At 43.3% G+C, this 24,976-nt stretch carries 24 protein-coding genes; 20 read left to right on the top strand and 4 right to left on the bottom strand.

The window, feature by feature from the left end:
* Positions 1-110: 110 nt before the first annotated feature.
* The 11 genes from IY568_RS21700 (at position 111) to IY568_RS21650 (ending at position 15,776) form a co-directional block, all read left to right on the top strand.
* Positions 111-485: a hypothetical protein gene (locus IY568_RS21700; protein WP_194868668.1), complete on the top strand. Its 375-nt coding sequence runs from the start codon at positions 111-113 to the stop codon at positions 483-485.
* Between the two features lie 148 nt (positions 486-633).
* Positions 634-942: a hypothetical protein gene (locus tag IY568_RS21695; RefSeq protein WP_194868667.1), complete on the top strand. Its 309-nt coding sequence runs from the start codon at positions 634-636 to the stop codon at positions 940-942.
* Positions 943-1,205: 263 nt separating this feature from the next.
* Entirely contained in the window at positions 1,206-1,652 is a 447-nt protein-coding gene (locus IY568_RS21690) for a hypothetical protein (RefSeq protein ID WP_194868666.1), read from the top strand.
* A 658-nt stretch (positions 1,653-2,310) separates the two neighbouring features.
* On the top strand, positions 2,311-3,309 hold the full coding sequence (locus tag IY568_RS21685; protein WP_194868665.1) for a hypothetical protein: 999 nt from the start codon (positions 2,311-2,313) through the stop codon (positions 3,307-3,309).
* A 455-nt stretch (positions 3,310-3,764) separates the two neighbouring features.
* Positions 3,765-4,508, top strand: coding sequence for a MipA/OmpV family protein (locus IY568_RS21680; RefSeq protein ID WP_194868664.1), 744 nt, complete (start codon positions 3,765-3,767; stop codon positions 4,506-4,508).
* The gene (locus IY568_RS21675) at positions 4,498-5,562 is read left to right on the top strand and encodes an efflux RND transporter periplasmic adaptor subunit (RefSeq protein ID WP_194868663.1); all 1,065 of its coding nucleotides are present in this window, start codon (positions 4,498-4,500) and stop codon (positions 5,560-5,562) included. Before IY568_RS21680 ends, IY568_RS21675 begins: the two co-directional genes overlap by 11 nt.
* 3 nt (positions 5,563-5,565) lie before the next feature.
* On the top strand, positions 5,566-8,628 hold the full coding sequence (locus IY568_RS21670; RefSeq protein WP_194868662.1) for an efflux RND transporter permease subunit: 3,063 nt from the start codon (positions 5,566-5,568) through the stop codon (positions 8,626-8,628).
* Between the two features lie 41 nt (positions 8,629-8,669).
* The gene (locus tag IY568_RS21665; protein ID WP_194868661.1) at positions 8,670-9,335 is read left to right on the top strand and encodes a response regulator transcription factor; all 666 of its coding nucleotides are present in this window, start codon (positions 8,670-8,672) and stop codon (positions 9,333-9,335) included.
* Complete coding sequence (locus IY568_RS21660; protein WP_194868660.1) at positions 9,332-10,693, top strand: sensor histidine kinase; 1,362 nt, start codon at positions 9,332-9,334, stop codon at positions 10,691-10,693. The genes IY568_RS21665 and IY568_RS21660 overlap by 4 nt, the downstream gene beginning before the upstream one ends.
* A gap of 590 nt (positions 10,694-11,283) precedes the next feature.
* Positions 11,284-14,823 (top strand): primase-helicase family protein, encoded by a 3,540-nt coding sequence (locus IY568_RS21655; RefSeq protein ID WP_194868659.1) that lies wholly within the window; start codon positions 11,284-11,286, stop codon positions 14,821-14,823.
* A 473-nt stretch (positions 14,824-15,296) separates the two neighbouring features.
* Positions 15,297-15,776 (top strand): DUF6265 family protein, encoded by a 480-nt coding sequence (locus IY568_RS21650; protein ID WP_194868658.1) that lies wholly within the window; start codon positions 15,297-15,299, stop codon positions 15,774-15,776.
* A 429-nt stretch (positions 15,777-16,205) separates the two neighbouring features.
* Here the strand turns inward: IY568_RS21650 and IY568_RS21645 are convergent, their stop codons facing one another.
* Positions 16,206-16,385, bottom strand: coding sequence for a hypothetical protein (locus IY568_RS21645; RefSeq protein ID WP_049863092.1), 180 nt, complete (start codon positions 16,383-16,385; stop codon positions 16,206-16,208).
* Positions 16,386-17,185: 800 nt separating this feature from the next.
* On the opposite strand from IY568_RS21645, the gene IY568_RS24945 reads away from it, so the two are divergent.
* The 4 genes from IY568_RS24945 to IY568_RS21625 all read left to right on the top strand — a co-directional run bounded on the left by IY568_RS24945 (position 17,186) and on the right by IY568_RS21625 (position 19,075).
* Positions 17,186-17,386 carry a hypothetical protein gene (locus IY568_RS24945; RefSeq protein WP_206074226.1) on the top strand — a complete coding sequence of 67 codons (201 nt, stop codon included), beginning with the start codon at positions 17,186-17,188 and terminating at the stop codon, positions 17,384-17,386.
* A gap of 109 nt (positions 17,387-17,495) precedes the next feature.
* The gene (locus IY568_RS21635; protein ID WP_194868657.1) at positions 17,496-17,813 is read left to right on the top strand and encodes a hypothetical protein; all 318 of its coding nucleotides are present in this window, start codon (positions 17,496-17,498) and stop codon (positions 17,811-17,813) included.
* Between the two features lie 85 nt (positions 17,814-17,898).
* Positions 17,899-18,393, top strand: a complete 495-nt coding sequence (locus tag IY568_RS21630) for a hypothetical protein (protein ID WP_194868656.1) — start codon at positions 17,899-17,901, stop codon at positions 18,391-18,393.
* Positions 18,394-18,427: 34 nt separating this feature from the next.
* A complete protein-coding gene (locus tag IY568_RS21625; RefSeq protein WP_194868655.1) occupies positions 18,428-19,075 on the top strand; it encodes a hypothetical protein in 648 nt (215 codons plus the stop codon).
* Here IY568_RS21625 and IY568_RS21620 read toward each other — a convergent pair.
* The 3 genes from IY568_RS21620 to IY568_RS21610 form a co-directional block, all read right to left on the bottom strand.
* Positions 19,008-19,898, bottom strand: a complete 891-nt coding sequence (locus tag IY568_RS21620; RefSeq protein WP_194868654.1) for a hypothetical protein — start codon at positions 19,896-19,898, stop codon at positions 19,008-19,010. The genes IY568_RS21625 and IY568_RS21620 overlap by 68 nt on opposite strands.
* Positions 19,899-20,233: 335 nt before the next feature.
* A complete protein-coding gene (locus tag IY568_RS21615) occupies positions 20,234-21,007 on the bottom strand; it encodes a hypothetical protein (RefSeq protein WP_194868653.1) in 774 nt (257 codons plus the stop codon).
* A gap of 38 nt (positions 21,008-21,045) precedes the next feature.
* Positions 21,046-21,393, bottom strand: a complete 348-nt coding sequence (locus IY568_RS21610; RefSeq protein WP_125782579.1) for a YegP family protein — start codon at positions 21,391-21,393, stop codon at positions 21,046-21,048.
* Between the two features lie 155 nt (positions 21,394-21,548).
* Between IY568_RS21610 and IY568_RS21605 the strand changes: the two genes are divergently transcribed.
* The 5 genes from IY568_RS21605 (at position 21,549) to tnpA (ending at position 24,867) form a co-directional block, all read left to right on the top strand.
* Complete coding sequence (locus tag IY568_RS21605; protein ID WP_194868652.1) at positions 21,549-22,139, top strand: sigma-70 family RNA polymerase sigma factor; 591 nt, start codon at positions 21,549-21,551, stop codon at positions 22,137-22,139.
* Entirely contained in the window at positions 22,132-22,569 is a 438-nt protein-coding gene (locus IY568_RS21600; RefSeq protein ID WP_194868651.1) for a hypothetical protein, read from the top strand. The genes IY568_RS21605 and IY568_RS21600 overlap by 8 nt, the downstream gene beginning before the upstream one ends.
* Positions 22,544-23,344, top strand: coding sequence for an ImmA/IrrE family metallo-endopeptidase (locus tag IY568_RS21595; protein ID WP_194868650.1), 801 nt, complete (start codon positions 22,544-22,546; stop codon positions 23,342-23,344). Before IY568_RS21600 ends, IY568_RS21595 begins: the two co-directional genes overlap by 26 nt.
* A 286-nt stretch (positions 23,345-23,630) precedes the next feature.
* Complete coding sequence (locus IY568_RS21590; protein ID WP_194868649.1) at positions 23,631-24,305, top strand: hypothetical protein; 675 nt, start codon at positions 23,631-23,633, stop codon at positions 24,303-24,305.
* Positions 24,306-24,600: 295 nt separating this feature from the next.
* On the top strand, positions 24,601-24,867 hold the full coding sequence (gene tnpA, locus IY568_RS21585) for an IS66 family insertion sequence element accessory protein TnpA (protein WP_058796451.1): 267 nt from the start codon (positions 24,601-24,603) through the stop codon (positions 24,865-24,867).
* The last annotated feature ends 109 nt before the right edge of the window (positions 24,868-24,976 follow it).

The following is a 24,976-nucleotide window of genomic DNA, read 5'->3' as shown; positions in this document are numbered from 1 at the left end:
AATTAATCCTACGTGGGATGATTCCCAGTGTGCTGAAGGCAAGGTTTTTCACTCCCGGATATTATAACTATTTAGAACTAACTTCCCTAATGAGTAGTTTGAGAGCAATCATGGTAATTTTTAGTTCAAAAAGTGTATATGCCATAATTTTTACACTGGGTATGTCAATTTTCCTGGTTATCTCATCTTGGGGCATTATGCATTGGGCCAACAATGCAGAAACGGTTGAAAGAGTAGAAAGACAGAGCATGCAATGGAAAGGCTTTGAATTGACAGAATACTCATTTACTGCGACTGACGCCTGCATATTTTTGGACTACAGCAAAGTGCAAGTGGTTGAAGGAAAGCCTCAATTATTAGAAGGGAAGCAAAAGGTGACTATTGAAGGGCGCTTCAATTTGGCAAAAGAGGTAATTCTGAATGCAGATGCCCTGCGAATTGAATACCACCCATTATATGGCTTTCCACTGAACAATTGTGGTTGACTGGGACGATCTGGTTGTTGATGATGAATGTAGCTATTCAATTAAGGAGTTTAAGGTGCCTTAACAAGGCTTGTCAGCTTCCTCGCTTTGTTTACTTGCTCCCCTGATTTGACTGCGTTTGGAGATGGCGCATAAAAGGACATGAACTATGGAACAGTTAAAAATTGCTTTAGCCCTTATGGGCTTTTTTACCGGAACCTGTTTGATTTTGGGTGTGTTGACCGGCCACTTTCATTGGGCCTGTTTGCTAGTCGGTGGTTTTTTGTATTTTATATCATACGTGCACTGGCCAAGTAAAAAACGTGGGAAACGCGAGACAGAGAGCGCAACAATGGATTTCCTCGAAGAGATTATTGAGTTTCCAATCGATGTAATCAGTTGGTTTTTGCGGGCCCTGGGTCGTTTATTTCGTTACTTGCTCAGTACTAAAGGCAATGGCGGGGACATTGATTTTTAACACTCACACTGGGGTGAGAGTTTGTCAATTGCACAGAGAGTTCGTATCTATTTTACGTGCCTGAGCTGAAAAGTTTTTTTGATGGTGTTGTGCCCGGGATCAGGTGCCTTTTATCGTCGCGGAGTAATAAACTCATGTTGGTTAAACATTGGGTAGCCACTCTATCTCAACTCCGCTTCAGGCCTATCTAACATGACAATCTCATAGTTGGCTCAAATTTTGATACATACAGATAGGTATTAGAAATGTATCAAGGAGTTACCATGTTAATGTACAAAACGGCCGGTGCTGGCCTAGTGGCTGCTGAAAACAAAGTTGACACTGGCAGTAAGTTGCCGGGGAGTGGAAATACAGACTCAGGCTTCAGTCAGGAGCTTGCTATGGAAATGCCGGAGTCTCAACCCTCTGAGGTTAGTTTGCAATATCAGCGAAAAGAGTTGCAGACGACGATCCGCAACGATAACTTTTTAGGCGAGATGCAAGAAGCCATTATAATGCAGCGCCTGGGTGTCAATCTTGAAAAGATCAAACAGCTGCAAGAGAAGCTGGACGAGCTTGAGGACTTATTTGAAGCTGGCTATTTATCAGAAAAAGACTTCAATGAAAAAGCGTCAGTGATAGAAGAAATGATCGCGCAAGAGTATCAAAAAGGGCAGAAGCGGGCACAAGAGAACGGGCAAAAGCACGAGCACGTCATGGTTGATTTTTAATTAGGCTTGCCATGGTTAAACGTTTTTAATTTGCGGTGCTCAAACTTGGGTAGTACAGGTTAACCCGTATCACTGAACATGGTAATTGAGAAAGGTAGAGAAGTAGCAGCCAGCCAAAGTAACCAGTGAGCAACGCCAGCCTAGCTTCTTGTTTGACTAGTTATGACATGGCATTTAACGCCCCGTAACTGTCTGATTTATCTAAAAATACTGGCGTGAGCCAAGGAAAGCGGTCCTGATAGTCTCCCCTTAATTTTTGATTTCCTTATTTCATGGCTGGGGCTCTTGGTGTTGCTCAACTGGAATATCCAAATATATAGCAGCAAGTGACGGAGCTAGTGCCACCATGCGCCGGCAGGTAAATTATAAGCTATGAGTACAATGACCGTTTCAGAATAGCCTGCTTAGTTAAAACCGCTATAGGGATGATAGCTTTTGTGAGATATCAATAAGTGGCATCGATTTACTGCTGTTAAATAACACATCATTCGCTAAATGATTGCTCAATCACTCGCAAGTATAGTGACATAAAGCCTTCAAAATTAACTTTGAAACACTGCAAGGCAGGTCTGTACAATATAGGATATTGCCAGAGGTAAAAAATCAGTGCTTTCAGAGTAAAGCGTAATGTTAAGCACTACATCAAAAGGAAAGGTGTATGAGTGACTCGATAAAGTCAAAAGTCCCAGTGATATTTCTGCTATGTATTTCAATCTGGTGGGGAGTCTATTACCAGTCTGATAGCTGGCTAAATGATTATGGTCATGCAAACTTTGAGTGGCTATATCTTTTAGATGCGTTGCTTGTACTACCCGTCTTGTGCTTCTTATGTGTCAAGAATTATAAGCAAGCCTTGCTAAAAGCGATTGTCCTAGTGTGTTTGGCTATTTTGGTGGGGAGTTATATTATTCCCGAACACAGCAAATTGCTTTGGCATTACCTTGAAAGCGGCCGTTATTTTGTTTTAGCGGCAATTTTGTTGCTTGAACTGGTGGCAGCGATCACCGTATATTTTTCAATTAAGGTTGCCATCGGTCAGCTCGAAGATCCGGATAGCGCGATAGAAACATCAGTTAATCGGTATTTGGGTGACAGCACTTTGGCGAGGTTATTTACCTTTGAAATACGCATGTGGACTTTTGCGCTCTTTGCAAAGCGAGTAAAAGCAGAGCACTTTTGTGGTGAGCAGCACTTTACATATCACCAAAAAGATGGCGCAAAGAGTAACTTACTTGGGTTCATTTTCTTGATTGTCCTCGAAATGCCGATCATGCATCTATTTTTACATTTTGTCTGGTCACCGTTGGCTGCGAATATTGTGACTTTTCTTACCTTTGCAAGCTTGGTCTTCTTTGTTGCAGAGTATCGCGCGGTGTCCCGCAGGCCGGTCTCTTTGGTTGGTAATGAGCTAGTCATTCGTTATGGCCTGTTTCATTCGTTTGTTATCCCTTTAAGAAACATCGCCAAAATACAATCGCATGACGAATATGTGGCAAGAGCCCAGTGCGTAAAGCGTTACAATTACGCTGGTAACCCGAATGTTAAAATTGAGTTGGCTGAACCGCAAGGCGCGGTGGAGAGCATTTTCATCGGTCTTGATAATCCAGAACAGTTTATTTCAGCCGTGATAAAGTGTGTTGGTGCGAACGAGCACTAAAGTGGTAGGCATGCCCCGCGAGTCAATAATTCATTCAATTAGCGAGAAACCGCTTTCAGGCAAGGTACGTCAGGTCTGAAGACGGTGACGAATAAGGTTGAGCTTTTCACTTCCCGGCTCACATTAAAAGTGTGCTGCCAAAACCTAATGAATAAGCTGCTGTTGTTTGTGGCTGATTAACAGGCTGATAGTTCGTTATCGGCCTGTATTTTAAACAAGTTAGTAAGTCTCTTCAGCTCTAATACCACTGCTTCGTTAACATGCCCAGGTGTCGACACTGTCTCATAACTACTGATACGATAGCGCCATATCAATCTGTGCATCATTGACCTCAAATCATAATTTTCAAAAATTACCGGGCTGTAAGTTTCAAGAAAGTTTGTTCCCTTAAGTTTTACTTAACCCCGGACAAATGAGTTGTCCGATACAGTAAGTTTGACTAACGGAGCACGGTAATGAACAAAACACTTTCTTTGATTTCTCTGGCACTTATGAGCTTTTCTACTCTGGCTGACGATCAGGACCAAGGCATTCAATGGGGGATTGGCGCAGCAATTGTCTCTCAGGATCAGGGCTATACAGATGTTGGCAATGAGACCATTCTGGTGCCGGCTTTGGCCATTCAGTCTGGTAATTTTTCATTATTAGGACCGCGTGGCAGTTATAAAGTCTGGCAGCAAGAAAATATAGAGTTTTCGGTTGTGGGTCAGTTGCGGCTGGATGGTTACGAAGAAGCCGATGGTGACATTTTCCTGGGCATGGAAGACAGGGACATGAGTTTCGACTTTGGGTTTGAAGGGGAGCTGGACACTGAGTTTGGCGAATTTGGCTTTTCTTTTATGCACGATGTGACCAGCACCCATAAAGGGTATGAGGCTAGTGTAAGTTATGGCGTACCATTTAACGTAGGCGATGGCCGCATTGTACCCTATGTGTCTGCCAGTTATCTGAGTGAAGATCTGGTTGACTATTACTATGGTGTTCTACCCAATGAGCAACGCGCCGGACGCATGGCTTATGTGGGCGAAGCAACCATGAATGTTGAGGTGGGTGTCTCCAGTGATTGGTTCTTTGGTAAAAACCATATGATTAAGGCTGACCTGAGCTATACCGCCTACGGCAGCGAGATCGAAGACTCTCCATTGATAGATAAATCTGGTGCTGCGCAACTATTGCTGGGGTATGTATATGTCTTCTAAACCTCTTGTTTTGCTGAGTCTGATAGCCCTGTTTGGCTGTAAGGACCAGCAGCGTGACGCTTATATAGAGGCTGATTCTAATCAGCCAGCTATTCAGTTAGCCACTGTGCTGCCTGAGCGGGTTATGGACGTACCAAAGAAAGTATTTTATGGCCAGATTGAAGGCGCAGAAGACACTCAGCTGGCTGCGCTGAAATCGGGTCGGGTAGAAAAGCTCTGGGTACATGCCGGGCAGTTTGTGACTCGGGGCACAGCCTTGATGGAGCTGTACGATCCCGTGGCTTATGCGCTACTGGATCAGGCCCGGGCTGAACTCCAGCGGGCAAATGCGGCGTTTACCAATTCCCGAGTCGAATTCGAGCGTGCTGAGGCTTTGGTAAAACGTAACCTGCAAACTCAGTCTCAGCTGGACAAGCTTCGTCGTGACCTGGATATGGCCTATCAGCAGATAAATAAGGCGCAGGCCGAAGTGAATGCCGCGCGCAATCAACTTGCGGAGTTGACCATCAATGCGCCATTTGATGGGGTGGTGAGCGATCTTCTGGTACGTAAAAAAGAGTACGCTGACGCTGGGCAAACGGTAATGAACTTTCAGGCGGCTGATGCGTTACATGCCCGCTTTGCAATTCCCGAAGAGGTGGCCTTAAAAGTTAATGCACAACAGCAGGTAGAGGTATTTGTGCCCGCGTTAAATGAGTCAATTAAGGGGGTAATTGTAGAGCGCGTATTGCCGCTGGGGTCTCGCTCTCCTTTCTTTTTTTTGAAAGTCCAACTGGCAGCACAAGAGCAAAGCTGGATGGGCCTGAATGTACAATTACAAATACCGCTTTCAGATCAGCGCTTGTATCAGCTGCCAGGCGGTGTCTTGCATTATGACGAAACAGGTCGGTCTTATGTCGTGCTGCAATCGAGCCCTGAACGACGCCAGTACGTGCAGGTCGTAACAGGGCGAGCCAATCATATATTGGTAAGTAGTGAAGAAGCGCTTGAATCACCTGCATTGGTATTTGCAGACAGTCGGACGCTGCAAACCCCCTCGCTTTATAAGGAGTAAGTTGTGAATAGAACGCCCTGGTTTGTCAACCCACGCCTGATCCTGGGTTTGATATGTATTGTGTGCCTTGCTGGTGTGGGAGGCTGGTTTAGTGCTCCTGAGCAGGAAGATCCCACTTTTCCATATCGCAATGGTCTGATTGTGCTCAATGCCAGTGGCCTCGAAGCCGAGTCTTTGGCGCAGCGTTACATTCGCCCGCTAGAGCGCGTGTTAGCACAAATAGATGAGATCCAGGCCTACAGTGCTCAGGTTAAACATGGCGCTGCGTCACTGGATATTGAGTTAAAAGAAACCGTGTACAACACCGATCAGGTCTGGCAACGGATCAAAGAAAGTATTGCGCCAATACGCCAGAGTAACCCGACGTTGTCGATGACCATCATGGATCGCGTGCAGGACACCCAGGGTATTTTTTTGTCAGTGCGCAGTCGGGGAGATTTGTTGCAGGAGCGCCAACTTGCCATCGCGCTGCGTGACCAGCTATTGGCACTTAGCACGGTACGTAATGCACAGCTGGTGGGCGATCCGGGCCAACAGATAGCGGTGGCTTTTTCACAGCAGACTATGCAGCAAACGGGTATTACCCCGTTGCAGATTGCACAGCGTATAGCAGCTGCTAATAATACAGATTCGGTGGCCAGCATCACTGACGACAGAGCTAACCTGATCTTATCTCCGGTGGCTCAGTTAGACTCTACCGATGAATTAAAAAATACCCTGATAGCAACGGCTCAGGGTCAGCAGTTACCTCTTTCAACTTTGGCAGATGTCCACTATCGTACCGACCCCAAAGCCCGAGAGTCTTTCTGGGTTGACGGTCAGCAGCAACTTGGCGTGGCAGTAACCCTGGTACCCAACCGGATCCGTATTGCTCAGGCAGGAGAGCAGATCACCCAGCTGGTTGAGCAGTTTAACCAGACCCATGGCGCAGAGATCGTGAGCATTGAGTTATTCCAGCCCAAGTGGGCCAAAAAGCGCAAAGATGCCCTGATGCAATCTTTAATGCTTAGCCTGATTGCCATTGCCGCTATTTTGTTTATTTTCTTGTCCGCAAGCGGGGCTGTCAGTGTGTGTATTGCAGTGGTGGCTATCACGCTATCTGCCATAGCGGCATTCAGTGCCATGGATGGGGTGTTACACCAGATGACGATTGCAGGACTTATTTTGTCTCTGGGCCTGATGGTTGACAATTGTATTGTGGTTGCCGAGCGGTTTAATCGCCATATTTCGTCTGGCACCGACCCTCTGCACAGCGCCATCCAAAGTATCCATGAGCTATGGCGTCCTTTATGCGCGGCCACCGTGACAACGATAGCGGCATTTTTACCTATGCTCATGGCCAAGGGCAGTGTGGCAGACTTTATTGCCAGTATTCCGGTGATGGTTATTTTGTGTATTGTAGCCAGCTACGCGATTGCATTGACATTGGTGCCGTTGCTTAACCGCTATTTGCCTGTTCGCACACTGAGGGCGTCACGCTGGCAGCAGCAGTTGCAACAACACTTAGAGCGGGGCGCATTGGCTTTATCGCAGTTTACGTTGCAATATAAAGCGCTCACTTTGGTTGCGGCTGTTGGTTTATGCGCCGGATTAATGTCATTGCCACAAGCTGATGGCGAGTTTTTTCCAAAAACCAATCGTAATCAGGCCATTGTGGATGTAGAGCTGCCAATGGGCAGTCATAAACTATATACAGCCAGCATATTGAACCAAATTGCTGAAGACATTAGCGCCCGAGCCGACGTCCAGCGTACCTTAGTGTTCAATGGCTTTTCTGGCCCGAGGTTTTACTACAATTTGGCGCAAAAGCCGGATGAAAGTCATATTGGCCGTGTGGTACTCACTGCACAAACCAATGCAGATATGGCTCAGTTAGTTGAACAGCTTAACACCAGCTTGCAAAAAGCGTATCCAGAGGCCGTGTTGCGCGCCCGTGAACTGGGCCAGGGACCGCCATTAGAAAGTACTGTGGTAATGTGGCTAAGTGGTGAAGATTACGATGTACTTCGCCGTGCCGGTGAAGAGGTATTTGCCATGCTCAAAGCAGATGCGCGCTTCGAAGCGCCGGGGAAAGACTACGCGGTCCCCGTACCACAGCTGACGATGACGTTTGATCAGCAACGCCTTAGTCAGTTTGGTCTGACGGAAAGCCAACTCAATGACTATCTGGCCTGGCGCAGTTCAGGCCTGACTATGACGCAAGTGAGTTTTAACGATGAGCCAACAGCGGTGGTATTGTACGACCCGAATTCCAGCCATGACAGCATGGACATGATGAATACTGGTGTACTCACGTCTTTGATAGACAAACCCGTACCAGTGCATGCGCTGGCAGATACTCAGGTACTTGGCCAGCCGGCGCTTCTGGAGCGCAGAAACGGTGTGCCCGTGGTTAAACTGATCAGTGAAGTGGCACCGGGTGTGGATGAGACTGAACTGCTCACTGAGCTGAAGCCAGCACTAACAGCTATTGCACAGCGCTATGGCCTTAAACTGGAGTTTGGGGGCGAAATGGCGGAATCTGGTGAGGCCAATAATGCACTGGTTAAAACGCTGCCAGTTGGCGCATTGCTACTTTTTATAGCCCTGATACTGCAGTTCAACTCACTGCGTTTAACCTTACTTGTGATGCTGAGCATTCCGTTTGCCGTTATAGGTGCACCTGCCATGTTGAGTCTGGCACAGGTTCCGTTCGGGTTTATGTCAGTATTGGGTATTCTGGCATTAGCAGGGATTGTGGTAAATAATGCTATCTTATTGATCGACGGTACTTTGTTTTACGTACAAGGCGGTCAGAATACTCAGACAGCCATCATATTATCGGTACAAAATAGAGTACGCCCTGTTATAGTCACTACAGTTACAACCATCGTGGGCATGCTGCCGCTAACGTCAGCCAGCAGTCCGTTGTGGCCACCGCTGGCATGGGCCGTTATCGGTGGGTTGATCACTTCTACAATACTGGTGCTGGTGGTCATTCCGGTGTTACTGCAACTGCTGTTACCCAAATGTAGTCAGCACTCATCGGCAGATGTGCCACGCCTGGTTAATATATGCACGGAATAACGAGAGAAAGTACTGCACAGTCAGACAATGGAGAACCTAGTATGCGCATTTTGATCACTGAGGATAACCTGCAACTGGCCAGTTTTATCCAGCAGGCTATGACCAAGGAAGGCTATGCTGCCGATATTGCCACCAGTGCGGGTGCATTACATGATCAAATGGCCCTTTGGCACTACGACGCCATTATTCTGGATCTGGGTCTGCCCGACAAAGACGGACTGGATGTGATAGCAACACTGCGTGAAGCTGAAAACCCGGTGCCTGTCTTGATCTTAACAGCGCGCGGTAGTGTCGATGACCGCATTGCCGGGCTGGATTTGGGCGCAGATGACTATATTAACAAGCCCTTCGACATTGGCGAATTGCTCGCGCGTATGCGTGCTTTGCTGCGTCGACCGAGCCAGTATACAGGCACTTTGTTGTCTCATGGCAATCTCGCCCTTGACCCCAAATCTCGCAGAGTGACGGTGAGTGGTGAAAACCTTTCTATGGGTAAAACCGAAGTGGCTATTTTGGAATATCTGTTGCGCCATGTTGGGCTGACTGTTGGCAAAGATGCGCTTTACGATGCCATCTATGCGATGGGGTTTGAAGTCACCGATAACGCCTTGCAAGTCGCGGTTCACCGAATACGCAAAAAGCTCGATGGCACAGAAGCTGGCGTGACCATTAAAACGCTTCGCGGCATAGGATACATATTGGCATGAAGATCATTAAAAACTCGCTTGCTCGCAAGATATATCTGCACTTTATACTAATTGGCTCTGTCGTATTTACCGGCATTGGTGTGATCTTACATTTGTTTTCGATGAACTATGCCAACCTGGCGCTGGAAGTCAGTATGAAGGGGATGAGCGAAGATGTCGCAGACGCACTGCGTTTTGAACAGCAGCAGCTTATATATGCCCCCGATAGCGTGATTGAAAAATGGGGCTATGATGCCCTGTATAATAACTTTGCGTTTCGTGTTATTCGTGTTGCGAATAATGAGGTGTTGCTTCAGTCCGTAAGCAATGATCAAGGCTCGGCTGCGCTTGAAGCGCTGACTGGGGATATTCCGGTTGGGTATTCTCACTTGGCGGGCGTGGACCGCTTTCGTACTGAACTCATGTTGAATGGTCAGGCGCTGGTGCTGGATATGGCGCGCAATGATTTAATCACCGAACTGGCGAACGAAGCTGTGATACCGGCACTTAACCGGGTGACCGCCATTACCATTTTTGCGGCATTTGGGGTGTTTATGCTGGTCGGGTATTTGTCCATGCGCTCTGTGGTGCAACCGGTAAAAACCGTGGCAGGTCAGTTAAAGCAAATCAAGCCGGAGCAACTGAGCTTCAGGCTCAGCAATGAGGGCCTGCCTTATGAAATTCAGCCCATAGTGAATTCTCTTAATCAGGCAATGGAGCGGGTAGAGGCCGGCTTTGATGAGCAAAAGCGGTTCGTGGCAAACGCGGCCCACGAGCTTAAAACGCCACTGGCTGTGTTAAATACCCGGGTTCAGCTGGCCGATATTGCCCCCCAGATCCGCGAAGAAATCATCAACGATGTAGCGTATATGACCCGGGTGGTTCAACAGCTACTGGACCTGTCTCGTGCGCAAAATTTTGTGGTGTATAACAAAGTACCTGTGAGTTTGTCTGCACTGGCGCAGGAAGTATGTATGATGCTTGCCCCTTTGGCACTGCAGTTTGATAAAGAATTAAGCCTGGATGCGGACCCCGACACAGATCAGATCCTGGCTGACAAAGCCGCCGTGCACATCATGATCAAAAACCTGGTCGAAAACGCCCTGAAACACTCGCAGGATAACGCCAAAATTCAGGTAAAAGTGACCACTACCGAACTGGAAGTAAGCGACAACGGCCCGGGGATCCAATCACAGTACTATGACCGTTTGTTTGAGCGTTTCTGGCGACAAGAGCAATCCACCCTGACCGGCAGTGGACTGGGCCTGTCAATTGTCAAAGAAGTCGTTGATTTTCACGATGCCAAACTCAGCGTTACCTGCAAAAACGAGCAGGGCGGTGCGAGTTTTAAAGTGGTGTTTACTCAGCGAAATGCTTAGTGCGAAAGGTTGATAAAGGAGAGCTGAGCAAAGATGTTACTGGCATTTTCTTTGGCTCCAGTACCAAGAAAGCTGTGGCAACACAGCTTCGCAGTTGTCATTGAAGGCAAAACTAACATTCTACAGCGTCATCCCGCACGGTTTTTGATTCGGGATCTGTTTATACGCAAAGTAATGATTCCTCTATGCAAGTTCAGGGCAGGATCATAAACCAGTATACGAGTCGTTCGAACTCGCTTCGCGTCTCGCGCTCCCAACTCATAGAGTATTCGCCTAAGCAAGTTCTCTTCTTAAGATTATGAAAGATATGATTTTATTCATGACTTTCATAACCAGAACCAGTGCCTCACTTACCTTGGGGCTTTATATTAGGCTTGAAGGCTGAAACTAGAGATGGTAGGTTTTTGATCTAATTATAATAAATTTTATTGGTGGCATGTTGGTTTATTGGTCAATGGCCTTATCCGCATTATCACTAATACACTGGTAGAAGCTACTCTACCTTTGTGCTTTGCTTCTTTGGATTAGCTTAAGGTAAGGCTAGATAAAGGTTGGACAAATAGTCGATAGTATTAAATGGGGAAGGGATTATGAATCCACATCAAAAATTCATTGCTGAACACAAATCTGAATTAGAGATAATAGTAGAACACTGGGTTCCCAGAAGAAGTGCTTTCTTTCAAGATAAATATCGAGATGTGACCCGATGGCTCTGTAACTTTAGGCCGTCCCAGTGTAAAGCAGCTTTGACCTTGCTGAAAAATATTGAATACATCACTGATGATGAGATGCGAGATTATGTAAATATAGCAGCAAAGCACATAAAGAAAATATTCAGAGATGATCTAAAAGATGTTTTATTTTATCCACTAGAACTTTCATCTGCTTCAAGTGGTAGTCAGTTTTTATATCAATATGGAAAAGAGCTTGGCTTAAAAGAAAAGAACTTTAAATCTGATGATTTTAGAGCACATTTGAATCGCGATATAGATATTGTTTTTTTTGACGATATTATTGGTTCTGGTAATCAAGCTACGAAGTTCTTTAATAATTACCTGAAAAATGCAAGGGCAAGATGTCATTATGTAGCGCTTCTTGGGTTTGAGAACGGACAGGAAAATATTAGGCGAGATACTAATTTTAATAGCCTGCTCGTATGTCGACCTCTTTATGACGAATATATGGCATTCAGTGATAATTCGTACGTGTTCACTACGCAAGAGGAGAGAGAACTAGTCAAGGCAGTATGTCTTGAATGGGGCAAAAAATTATATCCAGCCCACCCTTTGGGATACGATGATAGTCAGGCATTGATTGTGATGCCTCATAACACGCCAAATAATACATTACCTGTAGTATGGGCTGGGCCAGATAGTGAGTCCGATGAAGAGCTGCCTTGGCACCCTGTCTGGCCAAGAAAAAAGCAATTAAAAAAAAAGACTAAATCTTTCAACCCCCCTGGAGCCCTAGTTATTAGCGAATCCTTTTTTGAAGGCATAGCTGAAAACTTTCAGGAACACTTTGCCCCTTATCACTTTTATACGGCTAAATTAAAAGATGATTGTCAGTGGTATGGTATTGCTCAGCGTTGGGATATTAGGCGCAGCATTGAAGCAGATATTGAGCAACAGATCATAAAATCATTTCATGACGACGTTGATATGCGAGTAGCTTCTGTTGTGAGTGGGGCCGGAGGGTCAGGAAAGTCTACCTTACTTCGACGGATAGCCTTCAACTTGAGTAAATCAGAATATTCTGTAATTTGGCTGGAGGACATAGATGATTTTTTCATTAACGCTATGGCGGACATTCCATGGACACAAGGGAAATATTTAGTCTTTATTGAAGATTGGTACCGTTTTTCGGATAACTCTAACCACCTTAACGAACTATTTAATGCGCTTTCTGGTAATCGCTCCGTCAGACTGGTGATAGGAGATCGCTTTCCTGAGCAGAAGCCGTACTTAAAGTATTTATTCAACCCTGATAATAACTTATATAGCTTAAAACCAGACGAAAATCATGATCTACTGAGCGCTATTGTTGAAAGGATGCCGCAATGGAGCAGCACACATGAAATAATGTCAAAGAAGGAGGACTACAGTAAGGCAAGCCTGTTTCTTTTGCTATTCATTCTAGCTAGAACGGCAGGAGACGAATCGGCTTTATTTTCACTTGATTGCAACTTGATGAGTCATTATCGGGCGATAATTCAGAGCGATATCAAAAAAATATATGAGCAACACTCTGCACTTGCGAAAGCTTTGGTTTACTGGTCCTGGCTTTATAAAAATAACAAGACTTTACTCCATGAGAAAGACTTTTGTTACTTAGCTGATTTTTTTGATGACTCCACGAAATATGGCACATATTTTAGTCTGGAAGGGAAAGGTGAAGTCAATGAAAGGCTGCGAAGTTATATTAATAGAAACAGTGAAAACTATCTAAGTTTTAACCACGATACTTTGGCTGAAGAAGGTATAAGCTATGTAATAGTGCAGGGAATGGATGAAAGCCACTTCTTGCACCACCAGGTCTTGGATTTGGCTTTAGAAAGGTTTTCTGACAGGGTTACATCTAGCTTATTATTGAATCGATTATGCGAAGAGGGTTTTTTCAAGAGTAAAATTGAAAAGCTGTCCTATATAGAGCAATTGGATAAACGGGGATGCAGCTTTGATGGCTACTTGCATTATCTTATTAAGAGTGAAGACTTCGATCGTTCCGAAAAAATAATCAACGCAGTTAACCTGCTAGAAAGAAAATCAGCTTTGCCTGTACTGAGTCAAGGTACTATATGTAGCTGTCTAAACTTATTGCAAGGACACGAGTCAGGACAGCAGCAGGCACTTCGTTTGCTGGAAAGGGATTCACCTGAAACACCATTAAGTTCAGAAGTCACCTCCAGTTGCCTAAGGCTTTTGAAAGGGCACGAGTCAGGTCAGGAGCAGGCGCTTCGTCTGCTGGAAAGGGATTCACCTGAAACGCAATTAAGTCCAAATGTCACTAGTAGTTGTTTAAAGTTATTACAAGGGCTTGAATCAGGGCGGGAACAGGCACTTCGCCTGCTGCAAAGGGATTCACCTGAAACGCCGTTAGGTCACCAGACTATCTCTAGTTGTTTGAACCTATTGCAAGGGCACGAGTCGGGTCAGGAGCAGGCACTTCGCTTGCTGGAAAGTGATTCACCTGAAACGCCATTAAGTTCAGAAGTTACCTGTAGTTGCCTAAAGCTACTGCAAGGACACCAGTCAGGCCAGGAACAGGCACTTCGTTTGCTGGAAAGGGATTCAACTGAAACGCCGTTAGGTCACCAGACTATCTCTAGCTGTCTAAACCTATTGCAAGGCCATGAGTCAGGACAGCAGCAGGCACTTCGCTTGCTGGAAAGAGATTCACCAGAAACGCCGTTAAACCTGCAAGTTATCTGTAGTTGCCTAAAGTTACTGCAAGGGCACGAGTCAGGTCAGGAGCAGGCACTTCGTTTGCTGGAAAGGGATTCACCTGAAACGCCATTAAGCCCACAAGTTATCTCCAGCTGCTTAAGAGAGGTGTATGCGCATCCAAAAGCAAAGCAGTATGTGATCAGATTATTTCAAGAACAGCCAAACTGGAGACAGCTGAATTGGAATGTTGTGTATCATTCCCTGGTGGTTCATGCTCAATTTGAACTTTACACTCCGGTAGTCGCTGAAATTATCAGTGAATATAACCCAGGTAAAACGCCTCGGCATGTTTTTAATCGATATATTCAGGTCCTAAAGATGCCCTTTTTTCATGATCAGGTTTGGGTGAAAACAACACAGAGTTACTTAGACAACTGGAAAGAAAGTGGAAGGCTAATGCTGATTAGTGTACTTGAGGCTTACCAGAGTAAGCCGGAGTTGACGATTAATACTTGTCAGCAGATTCTGAAGTTCTGGGAGGGGGAAATTAATTATCGGCGCTACAGAGATAAGAAGGCATATACATGGAAGCACATTGCTCTGGCCATGGATCATCCTTCGCTCAGCAAAGAAGCAAGAGCAGTAGCCAGAGAAATGATCGCTTATGATTCAAATTATCCGGAAACACTACCGTCAGATCTGCTCTTACATTGCGATCAATATCTAAAGCCCGCTGGCGTATAAATTATTTGTCTAGCTAAGATATATAGTGCTGGTGAATTATTAAGAAATGATAAGTATTGTTTACTGAGCCCAGCCGAGCCATGCACTATTCTTTGCACCCATTTTCAATGGAATTAGGTCTTCAGTCCTATATTATAGTGAAAGGTAAATTTAAAAATAGTACAGGCAAGATATCTTACGTTTTTGATGCATTCAAGTTTAGTGACCTATAAAAAATTGGGTAAGAGCGGTAGGGTTAGAGAAGGTTGAGAACTTTGTTGAATCTTAAAAAATATATAAAACTAATGATTATAAAACCAAAGACACCAAAAAGCTTAGTTATTAAAATTCATCTTTAAAGCATGAATTGTCACAGAAATTGAAGCAAAATGGATGAGAGAGTAACTAAGTACCAATATCTGGTCAGTAAACGCAATGTGCAGGCGACGTGCTCAAGCGTTTGAAAGAGCCAGTTATCAATGGAGCTAAGTACAATGTTGAAAGTTATGAGTTTGGTGTTATTTTGTTTTTCTTTTCAATCCTCGGCCCTGGAGAAAGCATGTAATACGTTGCATTCATTGAATTGGCTGATAGGTAATTGGCATTCTGAAAATAGCAAATTGAAGCTCAATGAATCATGGACTCGAATCAGTGAGAAAACATTTGAGGGCTATGGTCAAACATATTCCATTGTTAAGAACAAAGTGGTGAGTGCCGAAACTCTTCGCCTGGTTGAAATGTCTGGAGAGGTTTTTTATTTAGCTAAAGTTACCAATAATACATTACCAACGGCATTCAAACTAACAAGCTGCTCAGAAAACTCAGCGATATTTGAAAATTCACACCATGATTTTCCTAAAAAGATTAGGTATCAACTGAATAACGATAAGCACATCACTGTTTATGTATCAGGAGAAGATGACAAAGGCTTTTCAATAGAGTTCACTGGTAAAAATGGCAGTGCTAGTAATTAATGCTGAGTACAGAAAAGCAGTGAGTGGATCAATGAGAAGCTGAGAGTACCCGGCACTTCATTGAGTTTAGGGTATATTGGCTGAGACAACTACACTATTTGACCGCTAAGCTGTGATTTTACTCCATAGCTTGAATGTTACTTATTTCTGCCTGTCAATTATTAAAAAGTAGGGCTGAGGGCCTGTAGTGGAATACAAAGATGGTATTTGGGTGCACTTTACCTTGATAATTTAGAACTTGACTCTAATTAGGTTTCGCAGCCACCGCTTGCCAAATCTACCAATGCTAAGCATTGATCATTTAACGAATTCATTTTATGTGATTTTTATGAAATAGAGCGCTTGTATTAAAACTGCGCTTGGAAAAAATTTAGATATTTCCGGAAGCGCAGAAGGTTGGGCTTTAACCTGTGTCATAGATAACCAGTATTATTTAGTTACACAGCCGTGCCAGCCACCATTTGTCCAACAAATAACAGGGTTTGATGGGTTGCATTGTGGATAGACAGAGATTTCTGCACCACCTGCAACTTGTGGCGTTGCTTGGTTAGCTAATTGATTGCTTTCATTCAGTGTCTTTAGGTTTTTCTTTTTTAGTTGTACCTTCATTTTATATTTCCTTATTTTAGATTTTTTATTTTCTAATTCATCAAATGAACCCTGAACGCGATGCTAAAGCTGACTTTTGCTCTGCAATATGTCAGGGCCTGTTTGTACAATAACCAAGTTTTTTTGTGATGAAAAGTTATATTTTATTTAATTTTTTTGGAATGGTTGATTTCTGCTTTTAGGTACAGTTTGTTATTTTGGTCCTTTAATGGGTATTTTAAATATGTTTGAATTTAAGAAAGATGAAAAACATAGATACCCCGATGGGCTACAGGTACCCTCTGAAAACCACGGTTGAATTTGTCTCAGGCGATGAGGGGACTGTATTATTTGTGCCGGTTAATTATACCGGTTTCTTTTAACTAGGACTTCCTGTGCCCGCCCTCAAGTTCTGGTTATGGACGGCTGAATTAGTTAAATAACTTGGCAAGGAACAGCGCTTTGGAGTGCAGACATGAGGAGTAAAGAGGGCCTTATTGTGGGGGGGCAGCTAAACCGATCCTTAGTTAGGTTGCTGGTTTTATACTATAACACTAGGTTAGCAATAAAAGGGAAATACAGTTTCGATAACTTTTCTAAGCGTAGAAATTAAATTATATGAGCTATATATGTACTGTTTGGAGTCGCAGTTTATATAGCGATTTCGTCAGCTATTGAACATCTTCGTTAGAAGAAAATTGCGTCAATGTTCAGTAAATCCGATGTATGCGTATGTGCTCGCTCGTTCGATTATCGTAATGCGGTTACTATGATAATTCGTGCAGTTTATAGAATCGTTTAGTAATGGGCTGACGAGTACAATGATGGTTCCGGTAGATGATATGTTCGATGGTGTGTATCATATGGACCCTGATGATTTAGATGATATGCACTGTGAAGTTGCCGCGAGGCCGGGGATCAGTAAAGAAAATGCAGAAGCCATTGTGTATTATGACAAGGCTGAGACGGTTAAAGAATTGGTATCGTTTCTCAATGGGCATGCCAAAATTATCTATGTATGAAGTGTCACTCAAAGAAGTGTAAATGCTTAGGCTTATGGCTCTGAATGCTAATTTTAGTCAAGCCTTTAAATATTGATTGGTATGGTGTTACGTGTCACACAGAATAACAATGAAAGAAACAATTAACTGGATTGACCCGTGGTGGCATCTAAAACAATGCGCTATTAAGGATGCGATACAAAGAGAGCTTGCGTGTGAAGTTGGACCTGAGCATCCATTATGGCAGTGTGAGTTATCAGTGATTGCTAAATCCGAGGCAAATGATGATGTGATAGTTCAGCTTGGCGATGGTAGATTTGCCTGTATTCACCTAACCTGGAGCGGAAAAATAGACTCTCAACCAGATCAGTTCCCATCAAGCATGATTTTCGACAATATTGAAAGCCTTCAAATTTACATGAATGAAGTTGCAGCACAATGCGCCTAAAAATTGGTTAAATGGGTATGTGGAAAGTTGATTGGCGTTTACGATCCCCGCAAACTGCCAAAGGTTTTAAGGATAACGTGATTTAATGAAGTACCTGATTATTGCACTCTCTATGCTATTTCTAAGCTTCAGTACGAAAGCGAGCGACTGCGAGCATATCTACTCAAATTCATCTTTTTATCTATGTGCCAAGAAAAGTAACGACGATGAGTTATTTCCTTTTCCTGTCTATGATGTTTTTGCCGTACACGTTGGCACAGGCAGAAAAAGCTTTATCGCCAATGAGCGCTTTATTAACGACGTATCTAATGTAATTAAAGTCAGTGGTACAGAGTTTTTCTATAAGGCTTATATGGGTGGAAATAGTCCACCATCAGAGCATCGGCATGTACTCATCATTATCGATGGCAGCGAAGTCAAAAACGCAGGTATTTTCTCTGGATACGCAGACATAGATGACGATAGTGCGCCTGATTACTATTTACTGTCATTATCAGAAATGGGCTCAGCCAGGGCTTTTGATACATATACTAAAGTAAAGCTAGTACTACGGAATAATAAGTTAGTACGTGATAAGTAGTTGTAATCCTCATACATAGAAAGGAGTTTAGCAAATGTTGAGATATGTTTTATTGATTTGGTTGTGTATGAGTTTTAATGCAGAGAGTAATGAGATCGACGAACCAGAAGTCGTGGTTGCGAACTTCCTTTCTCAAATGAAAGTAAAGGACTACATTGAAGCCAGTAAGTATATCTCTGACGCAGAATTAAACTGGTTGTTTCAAGTTTCGGTCCGCTTACTGCGAAACCCTAAGTTTTTGGGTATTTACGATCTTGAAGCATTGTCACAGAGCGAGGTTAAAGCGCTTGGAAAAAGTGGAGTATTTGAACTCTGGTCTCTCCTTGTCTGGGATGCACGAGATAAGAGCTTTGGAAGCTATCAGCCTCAGAATATTTTGGGCACTGTCCAGGAGGGAAGTGCCAGCGCATACGTAGTTGTCCGAGATACTACTCATCCCCACCATGAGGCAATGGTATACACGTTAGTTTTAGAATCAAACGTATGGCGCTTAAAGTTGCCAAGAATTATCAAGGGCTCTGTAACACTTTATGGAGAATGGTTGACAGTAAATAGAGTCGGCGAGGTGCAGTGTCATATGAGTCTTAAACGAAGTTCGTTCCTGCTGGATATTTTTACTTTCTACCTGTGCTCTCTATTTTGGAGCGGTAAATATCAAAGTTTTCATAATGGAGGGTATTGATAAGGATTTTATTCTGGTACCAGTCAAAGTCGCTACTATCTGATGTCGCGATGAGGCGTTTGGTTTGTTTTTGCTCATCATACTGATATAGCGGATAGCGGCGTGCTGCTGCATGCTGCCATAGCCAGGTATTTGCCTGTTTACGTAAGTTGAAGCGATAATGAGCAATCAACGGAACTTGCTTAATGGTGTCTGAGGTTACCGGTAAGTGAGTCAGACCGGTGAAATAGTCACCATTATTGTCCTGCCACACTGTATCTTCAGGTGTTTTAGCGAACGATACAAATTGCCATTTATGTTGGGCGCTATGAAGTTCATCTGTGCGAATATTGTAGTAATGCACTTGCCACTTATCTGCGCTTTTTATACTGAAGGCAATGCTGTCGTTGTCTTTAACTGAGAGCCCGGCGATCTGGCCATGCGGCACTTTAAGCGTTTTGCTCAGACCTGTTTGGGTGTCTATCTGGAGAAGCTCATTATGGGCTAAAGCGAAGATAAAGCGATTATCAATAGACCACTTTAAGTCAAGAATATGTCTGGCTTTGTCGAATTTTGAACGCATGCTTGTCGTTTTTTCCGCCAGATCGTAAATCCATATTTGTTCAGACCCAGAGGCCAGGCTGATGTAAGCTACTTTTTGGCCATCATCGGAAAAACGCGCTAACCGCTCATCGACGGACGTTACCCCGAGTGCTGTTTGCTCGCTGCTATCTGAAGATAAATAGAGGATATTCTTGTCACGACTACCTGTACTGAACAGGTAGTCTTGCCCATTTGGGTGGCGTGCAGGAGTAGAAATTGAATGGGTGTCTGTGTAAATCATGGTATATGTCAAATGCAAGCAAACAGGCCGCTTTGATACTGCATTTTTTATGGATGATGGTGAAGCTATCAAGGGGACGAGTAAAAGCGATGTTATCCAGCGCCTTGCTGATTTTCAGGAGATCGCAAAGATCATACGTAATGTGTTGCTATAAGGAGGTTTTCTTTTCAGTAGTGTATGGTTTGAAACACTCCAATTGGTTGGAAGTTTTTATAGAACTTAGAGGACATCAAGAGCAATATCTGAACTAATCAAGGTGATTATTGTTCAAATGGCTTTAATAACATTGCTGAGATTTTATAACTTGCCATCCTTGGACAAAGTTAATTGAAATTTTAACCTGGTGTCACCCAATTGGCGATTTGCCCATTAAGTAATAGAGCTGTCACGACTAACAGAATTATTAGAATTACATAGGCCCCATTGCCTGATAACCGACTCGTAACTCTAGTGACCCATGTCCAAAAGTAGTACAAGCTACCACTTTCTCGCTGATTCATTAGAGCAAGGTAATGGACGAATGTTACAGTACTTAAGGTTGCCAACAGAATTAAAGTGCATATCCCAATAACCTGAAACATCAGAAAGTAACGACCGTATTCGCTGAGCTCATCCATATAAAACTCAACAATATTTGAGCTATTGGCCAATTCAACCAGGTCGAATGTGATTGCCTCTTTTGCAAGAGACAATAGAGGAAAACACATCACTAAAGTGCAGAACGGTACGAATACTCGCTCTAACCACTCGTGGCTCGTATATTGACCTCGCAAAATGGACATTAAGAATCCTGAGAAACAAAATGCGCTCATAGTCACTAACCCAGTTTGAATGTATTCATGAATGAGCGGGGCCACCTGAACATATTTCCACAATACGAATATCAGCAAGAAAAGCAGAGCAAAAATTCCACCACCATCATCATTGCTGGAATTTCTCGAGTTTCTATACCTTCGTTCAATGTATACTCTTCGCGTTTCAACGACCGTTTTAGGAGCGTGATTTGAAGGTTTAGAAGTTAATCCGGTAAACAACGCACCAAAAATCACGCCCATCAAAGGTGAAAACACAAAGCTCTGCATGGTTGAATTGAAAAAAATCTCCGGCATATAATTTCCTTATCAATGAGAGAATAAAGCACAGAGCTTTAGCCTACTGATTGCAATGTCAAATCAATGACTGAAGCCGTTGGAGCATCGCGTTTCACCGCTGCTATACCATTCTCTCTTGCTTGAGTGGTGGTGTAGGTCTCACTAACCCCAATTACTTGGCCATTTGAAGCCTTTAGGGTGAAGTAATACTGGTAATTGACAGAGTTCAATCTGTTGTAGTTACTGTCATAAGGTGCGTGCAGCTTCACGGACTGAATGCCGTTGAGACAGTTAGCCTTGGTTGTATATCCTTCGCTCGCGAGAATTATTTCGTGATTTGCTGATTTCAAACGGAAGTAGTATTGGCTATTTGTACCCTGGAAGACTTCAAATCGTTTTGTCATGTTAATTTCCTCAGTTGTAAAATTTATGTTTAAATATTGAAGGCAAAAGCGTTTGCTGTTGCCTTCAAACAATAAAGACTGACGATATGTATTTTCTGGACATTGTCCTGAAATTTTCTTTTTTCAGTCTTTAAGAGTCATTAAGGAACTGATCAATGAGCAAGGGTTACTCGTATTTGAGTGTGGAAGAGTTCCACGAGGAATTTTCTGCTTTGGGTGAGCTACAACGCAGCAAGTTAGTTAAGATAACTCATTACTTCAGAAACAAATATCAGCTTGATATTGAGGCGGAAGATCTCTACCAAGAAGTATTGATACGTGTATATGAAGGGAAGCGGCATATTCCAAAAGAGCTGCCTCTGGAAAAAGGGTTGGTCTCGGTTATTAAGAGTGTTGCAAATGACTTGGTAACTTCTCAATCTTTCCAAAGACGAAAGATGGAAGAAGACATTAAAACTGTTGAAGAGTCATTAAATATTGAGCTGCATTGTTCTGGATCGATAGAGCAAGAGTTGATTGATGAGCAAACAGAGCTGTTAGCACAGAGACGTATTGGAGAGTTAAAAGCTACATTCTCAGGAGATTTGGACGTGAGTCAGTTGATTGATGCTGTAGTTAATGGTTGTAAGGCAAAAGAGATAGTGAAGAACGTTTTTAACGGTAATCAAACCAAATACGATACAACTCGTAAGAGATTAATGAGAAGGATTGCTAAACGACACAAACAGGGAGCAACCAATGAGTAAAAATTTTATAGATGATAGCTTAGACGACTTTTATGTTGATCAGATTCTGTCGATGGATGAGTCAGACTTGGAAGAAGATTTTATTGCTTCCGGATTGGACCAGAAAGAAGAGTTGCTTAAGTTCCGTCGCGCAGTTGAAGTTGCGTCCTTACCTTTTCGCAAACAGAAGTTACAATCTGCCCGCGCGGAAGTAAATCAAGAGAATCAAAAGCACTCGCGTACTTCGGATGCAATACGTCGTTTCAAATCCAATGGGATAGATATTCGAGAAAAACTGGCACAATTGATTGCCAGTGGTCAGGTTCCAACGGAAATTACTATGGCATTCAGAGATGGCAAAGAAATCACTGATGCTGAAATAGAAGGTATATTGGAAGATCTTATAGAGTTAGGAGTTGTTAAGGATGACAAGCAAGAAGATTCAAAATGAGGTCTTTGATTTATATTATGAGTTAGGCATTACTCAACCAGCAGAGATCGATCTCGAAGCGATTGCATATCATAAACAGGCAGTGGTCAAACAAAAGCCCCTTTCGGGTTGTGAAGCGCGTATTATAGGCGCGGGTGACAGCGCTATAATAACAGTGAACTCTAACTCTGACCGTGAGAGGCAAAAATTTTCTATTGGCCACGAGTTAGGCCATTGGTTCAAAGATCGAGGAAAAATTGGGAATTTGTGTGCTGCGACAGATATGGAATTAGGAGCCAAGAAACAAAAACCCAGAGAAAACATTGCGAATCAGTTTGCTTCAGAACTATTAATGCCACACTTTCTAATGCGTAGTGTAATCAATGGTTCTCAATTCAACAGTGACCTTGTCAGTTCGGTCGCGAGAGCCTTTGATTGTAGTTTTATGGCATCTCTTCGTAGAACGATCAAAATGGACCACCACATGGGTTTTATGGCTTGTTATAAAAAGTGTGGAACACGAAGATACTTTGAAAAGCATAGTCAATTGCCTGGGGCTTTTTTTCCTCCCAGACATGTACCCAATGGCTCTGCTGTTCAAAAGGTCATTAGTGGCGAAACTCTAAAAGGCCCTATTCTAGTGGATGGCAACGTTTGGTGTAGAGAAGACCTGGCAAGTGGCTCTGTGGTACTAGAGCAAGCTTTCCATTATCACGACGATGAGTTTCTGACTTTAGTTTGGTGGCAAGACGAAGAACCTATTTGGAAGCTGTGTGAAGCTATTGGATCGCTGTGAGATAGAACGTGGAGCTGTCTCTATTTAGTTTCCTTCTCGCTAGCATCTAATCTTTAGTGATTATACTGCGCTATTGACACGTTTCTTGTATAGTCAATATAACGAATTTTAATCTCGCTTTTGCTTTTAGAAAAGCTCTCAAATTGATGTAAAACACGGTAGTAGCTATTATTAATTGTGATAAATGGTAAGAACATAGAGGGTATGGAAGTGAGACAGCTAAAGTCAGAAAAATGTCCCTATCGATCGGTGATTAGAATAGTTGAATGCCATAAGGATTGATGAAATGTTCCTTGAACTCATGCCGGCAATAACGGCGTCGGCTGGAGCCGCTATAATTGCGGTAGCCCTCAGCAAACTAATGCGTCCTGTATTTCTTGAGCAACAAGGTCTACGGGAAAAGAAACTTGGCAAAGTTAAAGATCAAATTAAAAAGAAAATTGAAGGCGGGATAAACCTAGAAGCCAAAGAGGTTGCAGATATAGGTCGTGGCATTGGCCTTAATTCAGGCAGGGCTATTGAGGCTTTGTATCAACTATACTCAGAAGCTCAGGAGCAAGAATCGCACAATAAATATAAGAAACTTATTGAAGATATTAATAGGACTGAACCATTTGAGTCTTTGCCAGAAGAAGCTCGTCCTTCTTTAGCCCGTTTAGCAGAAATTAGTCAATCATCAGGCCAAGAAAGTGATAAAGAATTACTTCATCCAATCACTAAAATTCTTGCTGAATATCAAGATATGAATCGAGATCATGCGGCAATGAAAAAGCAAAACTGGGTTTCATATATAGTCGCTCTAATTAGTTTCTTTATTGGCACTGTTGGCTTAATCTTAGCTTTTACCGGTCCAAGCAAGGATTTCATTCAAGAAGAAATTCATAAGTCTACGGAAAGCATACAGTTGCAAATAAAAAATGCCCAACCAGTCGTGCCAAAGTCGAGTGCAGCTGAGCAATAGAGTTTAATGGAGGCACAGAATGAGTCATATAACTTGTAGTAGCCCATATCTAATCTTACAGCACTGATGGAAAGGTTTAGATTTCGCCTGACAGGTAGTAATGAGGGATCAACATACGGTCACTCTATTGCTAATCTGGGAAGTGCTTTTCTAATTCCCTGAGTTTGCTATCGACAAAAACTATGTAGCAATCCACCATATTTTCTATTTATGTTAGGGCAATTTGTGTAACTCCCCCATAAACTGCAACAGTTCTTGAGTAGAATTTCCATTAACAAAAGAAGGAAGTTTTACGATGAGAAAAAGCAAGTTCACCGAGTCACAAATTGTTGCCATGATCAAAGAAGCTGAATCGGGTGTATCGGTTCCAGATTTGTGCCGAAAACACGGAATTGGACAAAGTACATTTTATAAATGGCGCTCCAAATATGGCGGTATGGAAGCGTCGGATGTAAAGCGACTGAAAGAACTTGAAGAAGAGAATCGCAAGCTCAAGGACATGTTTGCAACACTGAGTCTGAAACACACTATGCTTGAGGAAATCGTTGCAAAAAAGCTGTGAGCACAAGCAGGCGCAGAGCGTGGGTTGAGCATTTCCTTAAGCAGTTTGGGGTAAGTGTGGCACTTGCTTGTGAGGTTGCAGGACTAAATCGAAGTGTCTATTACTACAC

Source organism: Pseudoalteromonas sp. PPB1 (assembly GCF_015356275.1).
GTDB lineage: Bacteria > Pseudomonadota > Gammaproteobacteria > Enterobacterales > Alteromonadaceae > Pseudoalteromonas > Pseudoalteromonas rubra_D.
This window is presented reverse-complemented; position numbering and strand designations above follow the sequence as displayed.

Bases quoted from the DNA above. Each gene is read 5' to 3' on its own strand.
- IY568_RS21700 (WP_194868668.1), top strand. From the start codon at position 111: ATGGTAATTTTTAGTTCAAAAAGTGTATATGCCATAATTTTTACACTG.
- IY568_RS21695 (WP_194868667.1), top strand. From the start codon at position 634: ATGGAACAGTTAAAAATTGCTTTAGCCCTTATGGGCTTTTTTACCGGA.
- IY568_RS21690 (WP_194868666.1), top strand. From the start codon at position 1,206: ATGTTAATGTACAAAACGGCCGGTGCTGGCCTAGTGGCTGCTGAAAAC.
- IY568_RS21685 (WP_194868665.1), top strand. From the start codon at position 2,311: ATGAGTGACTCGATAAAGTCAAAAGTCCCAGTGATATTTCTGCTATGT.
- IY568_RS21680 (WP_194868664.1), top strand. From the start codon at position 3,765: ATGAACAAAACACTTTCTTTGATTTCTCTGGCACTTATGAGCTTTTCT.
- IY568_RS21675 (WP_194868663.1), top strand. From the start codon at position 4,498: ATGTCTTCTAAACCTCTTGTTTTGCTGAGTCTGATAGCCCTGTTTGGC.
- IY568_RS21665 (WP_194868661.1), top strand. From the start codon at position 8,670: ATGCGCATTTTGATCACTGAGGATAACCTGCAACTGGCCAGTTTTATC.
- IY568_RS21660 (WP_194868660.1), top strand. From the start codon at position 9,332: ATGAAGATCATTAAAAACTCGCTTGCTCGCAAGATATATCTGCACTTT.
- IY568_RS21655 (WP_194868659.1), top strand. From the start codon at position 11,284: ATGAATCCACATCAAAAATTCATTGCTGAACACAAATCTGAATTAGAG.
- IY568_RS21650 (WP_194868658.1), top strand. From the start codon at position 15,297: ATGTTGAAAGTTATGAGTTTGGTGTTATTTTGTTTTTCTTTTCAATCC.
- IY568_RS21645 (WP_049863092.1), bottom strand. From the start codon at position 16,385: ATGAAGGTACAACTAAAAAAGAAAAACCTAAAGACACTGAATGAAAGC.
- IY568_RS24945 (WP_206074226.1), top strand. From the start codon at position 17,186: ATGATGGTTCCGGTAGATGATATGTTCGATGGTGTGTATCATATGGAC.
- IY568_RS21635 (WP_194868657.1), top strand. From the start codon at position 17,496: ATGAAAGAAACAATTAACTGGATTGACCCGTGGTGGCATCTAAAACAA.
- IY568_RS21630 (WP_194868656.1), top strand. From the start codon at position 17,899: ATGAAGTACCTGATTATTGCACTCTCTATGCTATTTCTAAGCTTCAGT.
- IY568_RS21625 (WP_194868655.1), top strand. From the start codon at position 18,428: ATGTTGAGATATGTTTTATTGATTTGGTTGTGTATGAGTTTTAATGCA.
- IY568_RS21620 (WP_194868654.1), bottom strand. From the start codon at position 19,898: ATGATTTACACAGACACCCATTCAATTTCTACTCCTGCACGCCACCCA.
- IY568_RS21615 (WP_194868653.1), bottom strand. From the start codon at position 21,007: ATGCCGGAGATTTTTTTCAATTCAACCATGCAGAGCTTTGTGTTTTCA.
- IY568_RS21610 (WP_125782579.1), bottom strand. From the start codon at position 21,393: ATGACAAAACGATTTGAAGTCTTCCAGGGTACAAATAGCCAATACTAC.
- IY568_RS21605 (WP_194868652.1), top strand. From the start codon at position 21,549: ATGAGCAAGGGTTACTCGTATTTGAGTGTGGAAGAGTTCCACGAGGAA.
- IY568_RS21600 (WP_194868651.1), top strand. From the start codon at position 22,132: ATGAGTAAAAATTTTATAGATGATAGCTTAGACGACTTTTATGTTGAT.
- IY568_RS21595 (WP_194868650.1), top strand. From the start codon at position 22,544: ATGACAAGCAAGAAGATTCAAAATGAGGTCTTTGATTTATATTATGAG.
- IY568_RS21590 (WP_194868649.1), top strand. From the start codon at position 23,631: ATGTTCCTTGAACTCATGCCGGCAATAACGGCGTCGGCTGGAGCCGCT.
- tnpA (WP_058796451.1), top strand. From the start codon at position 24,601: ATGAGAAAAAGCAAGTTCACCGAGTCACAAATTGTTGCCATGATCAAA.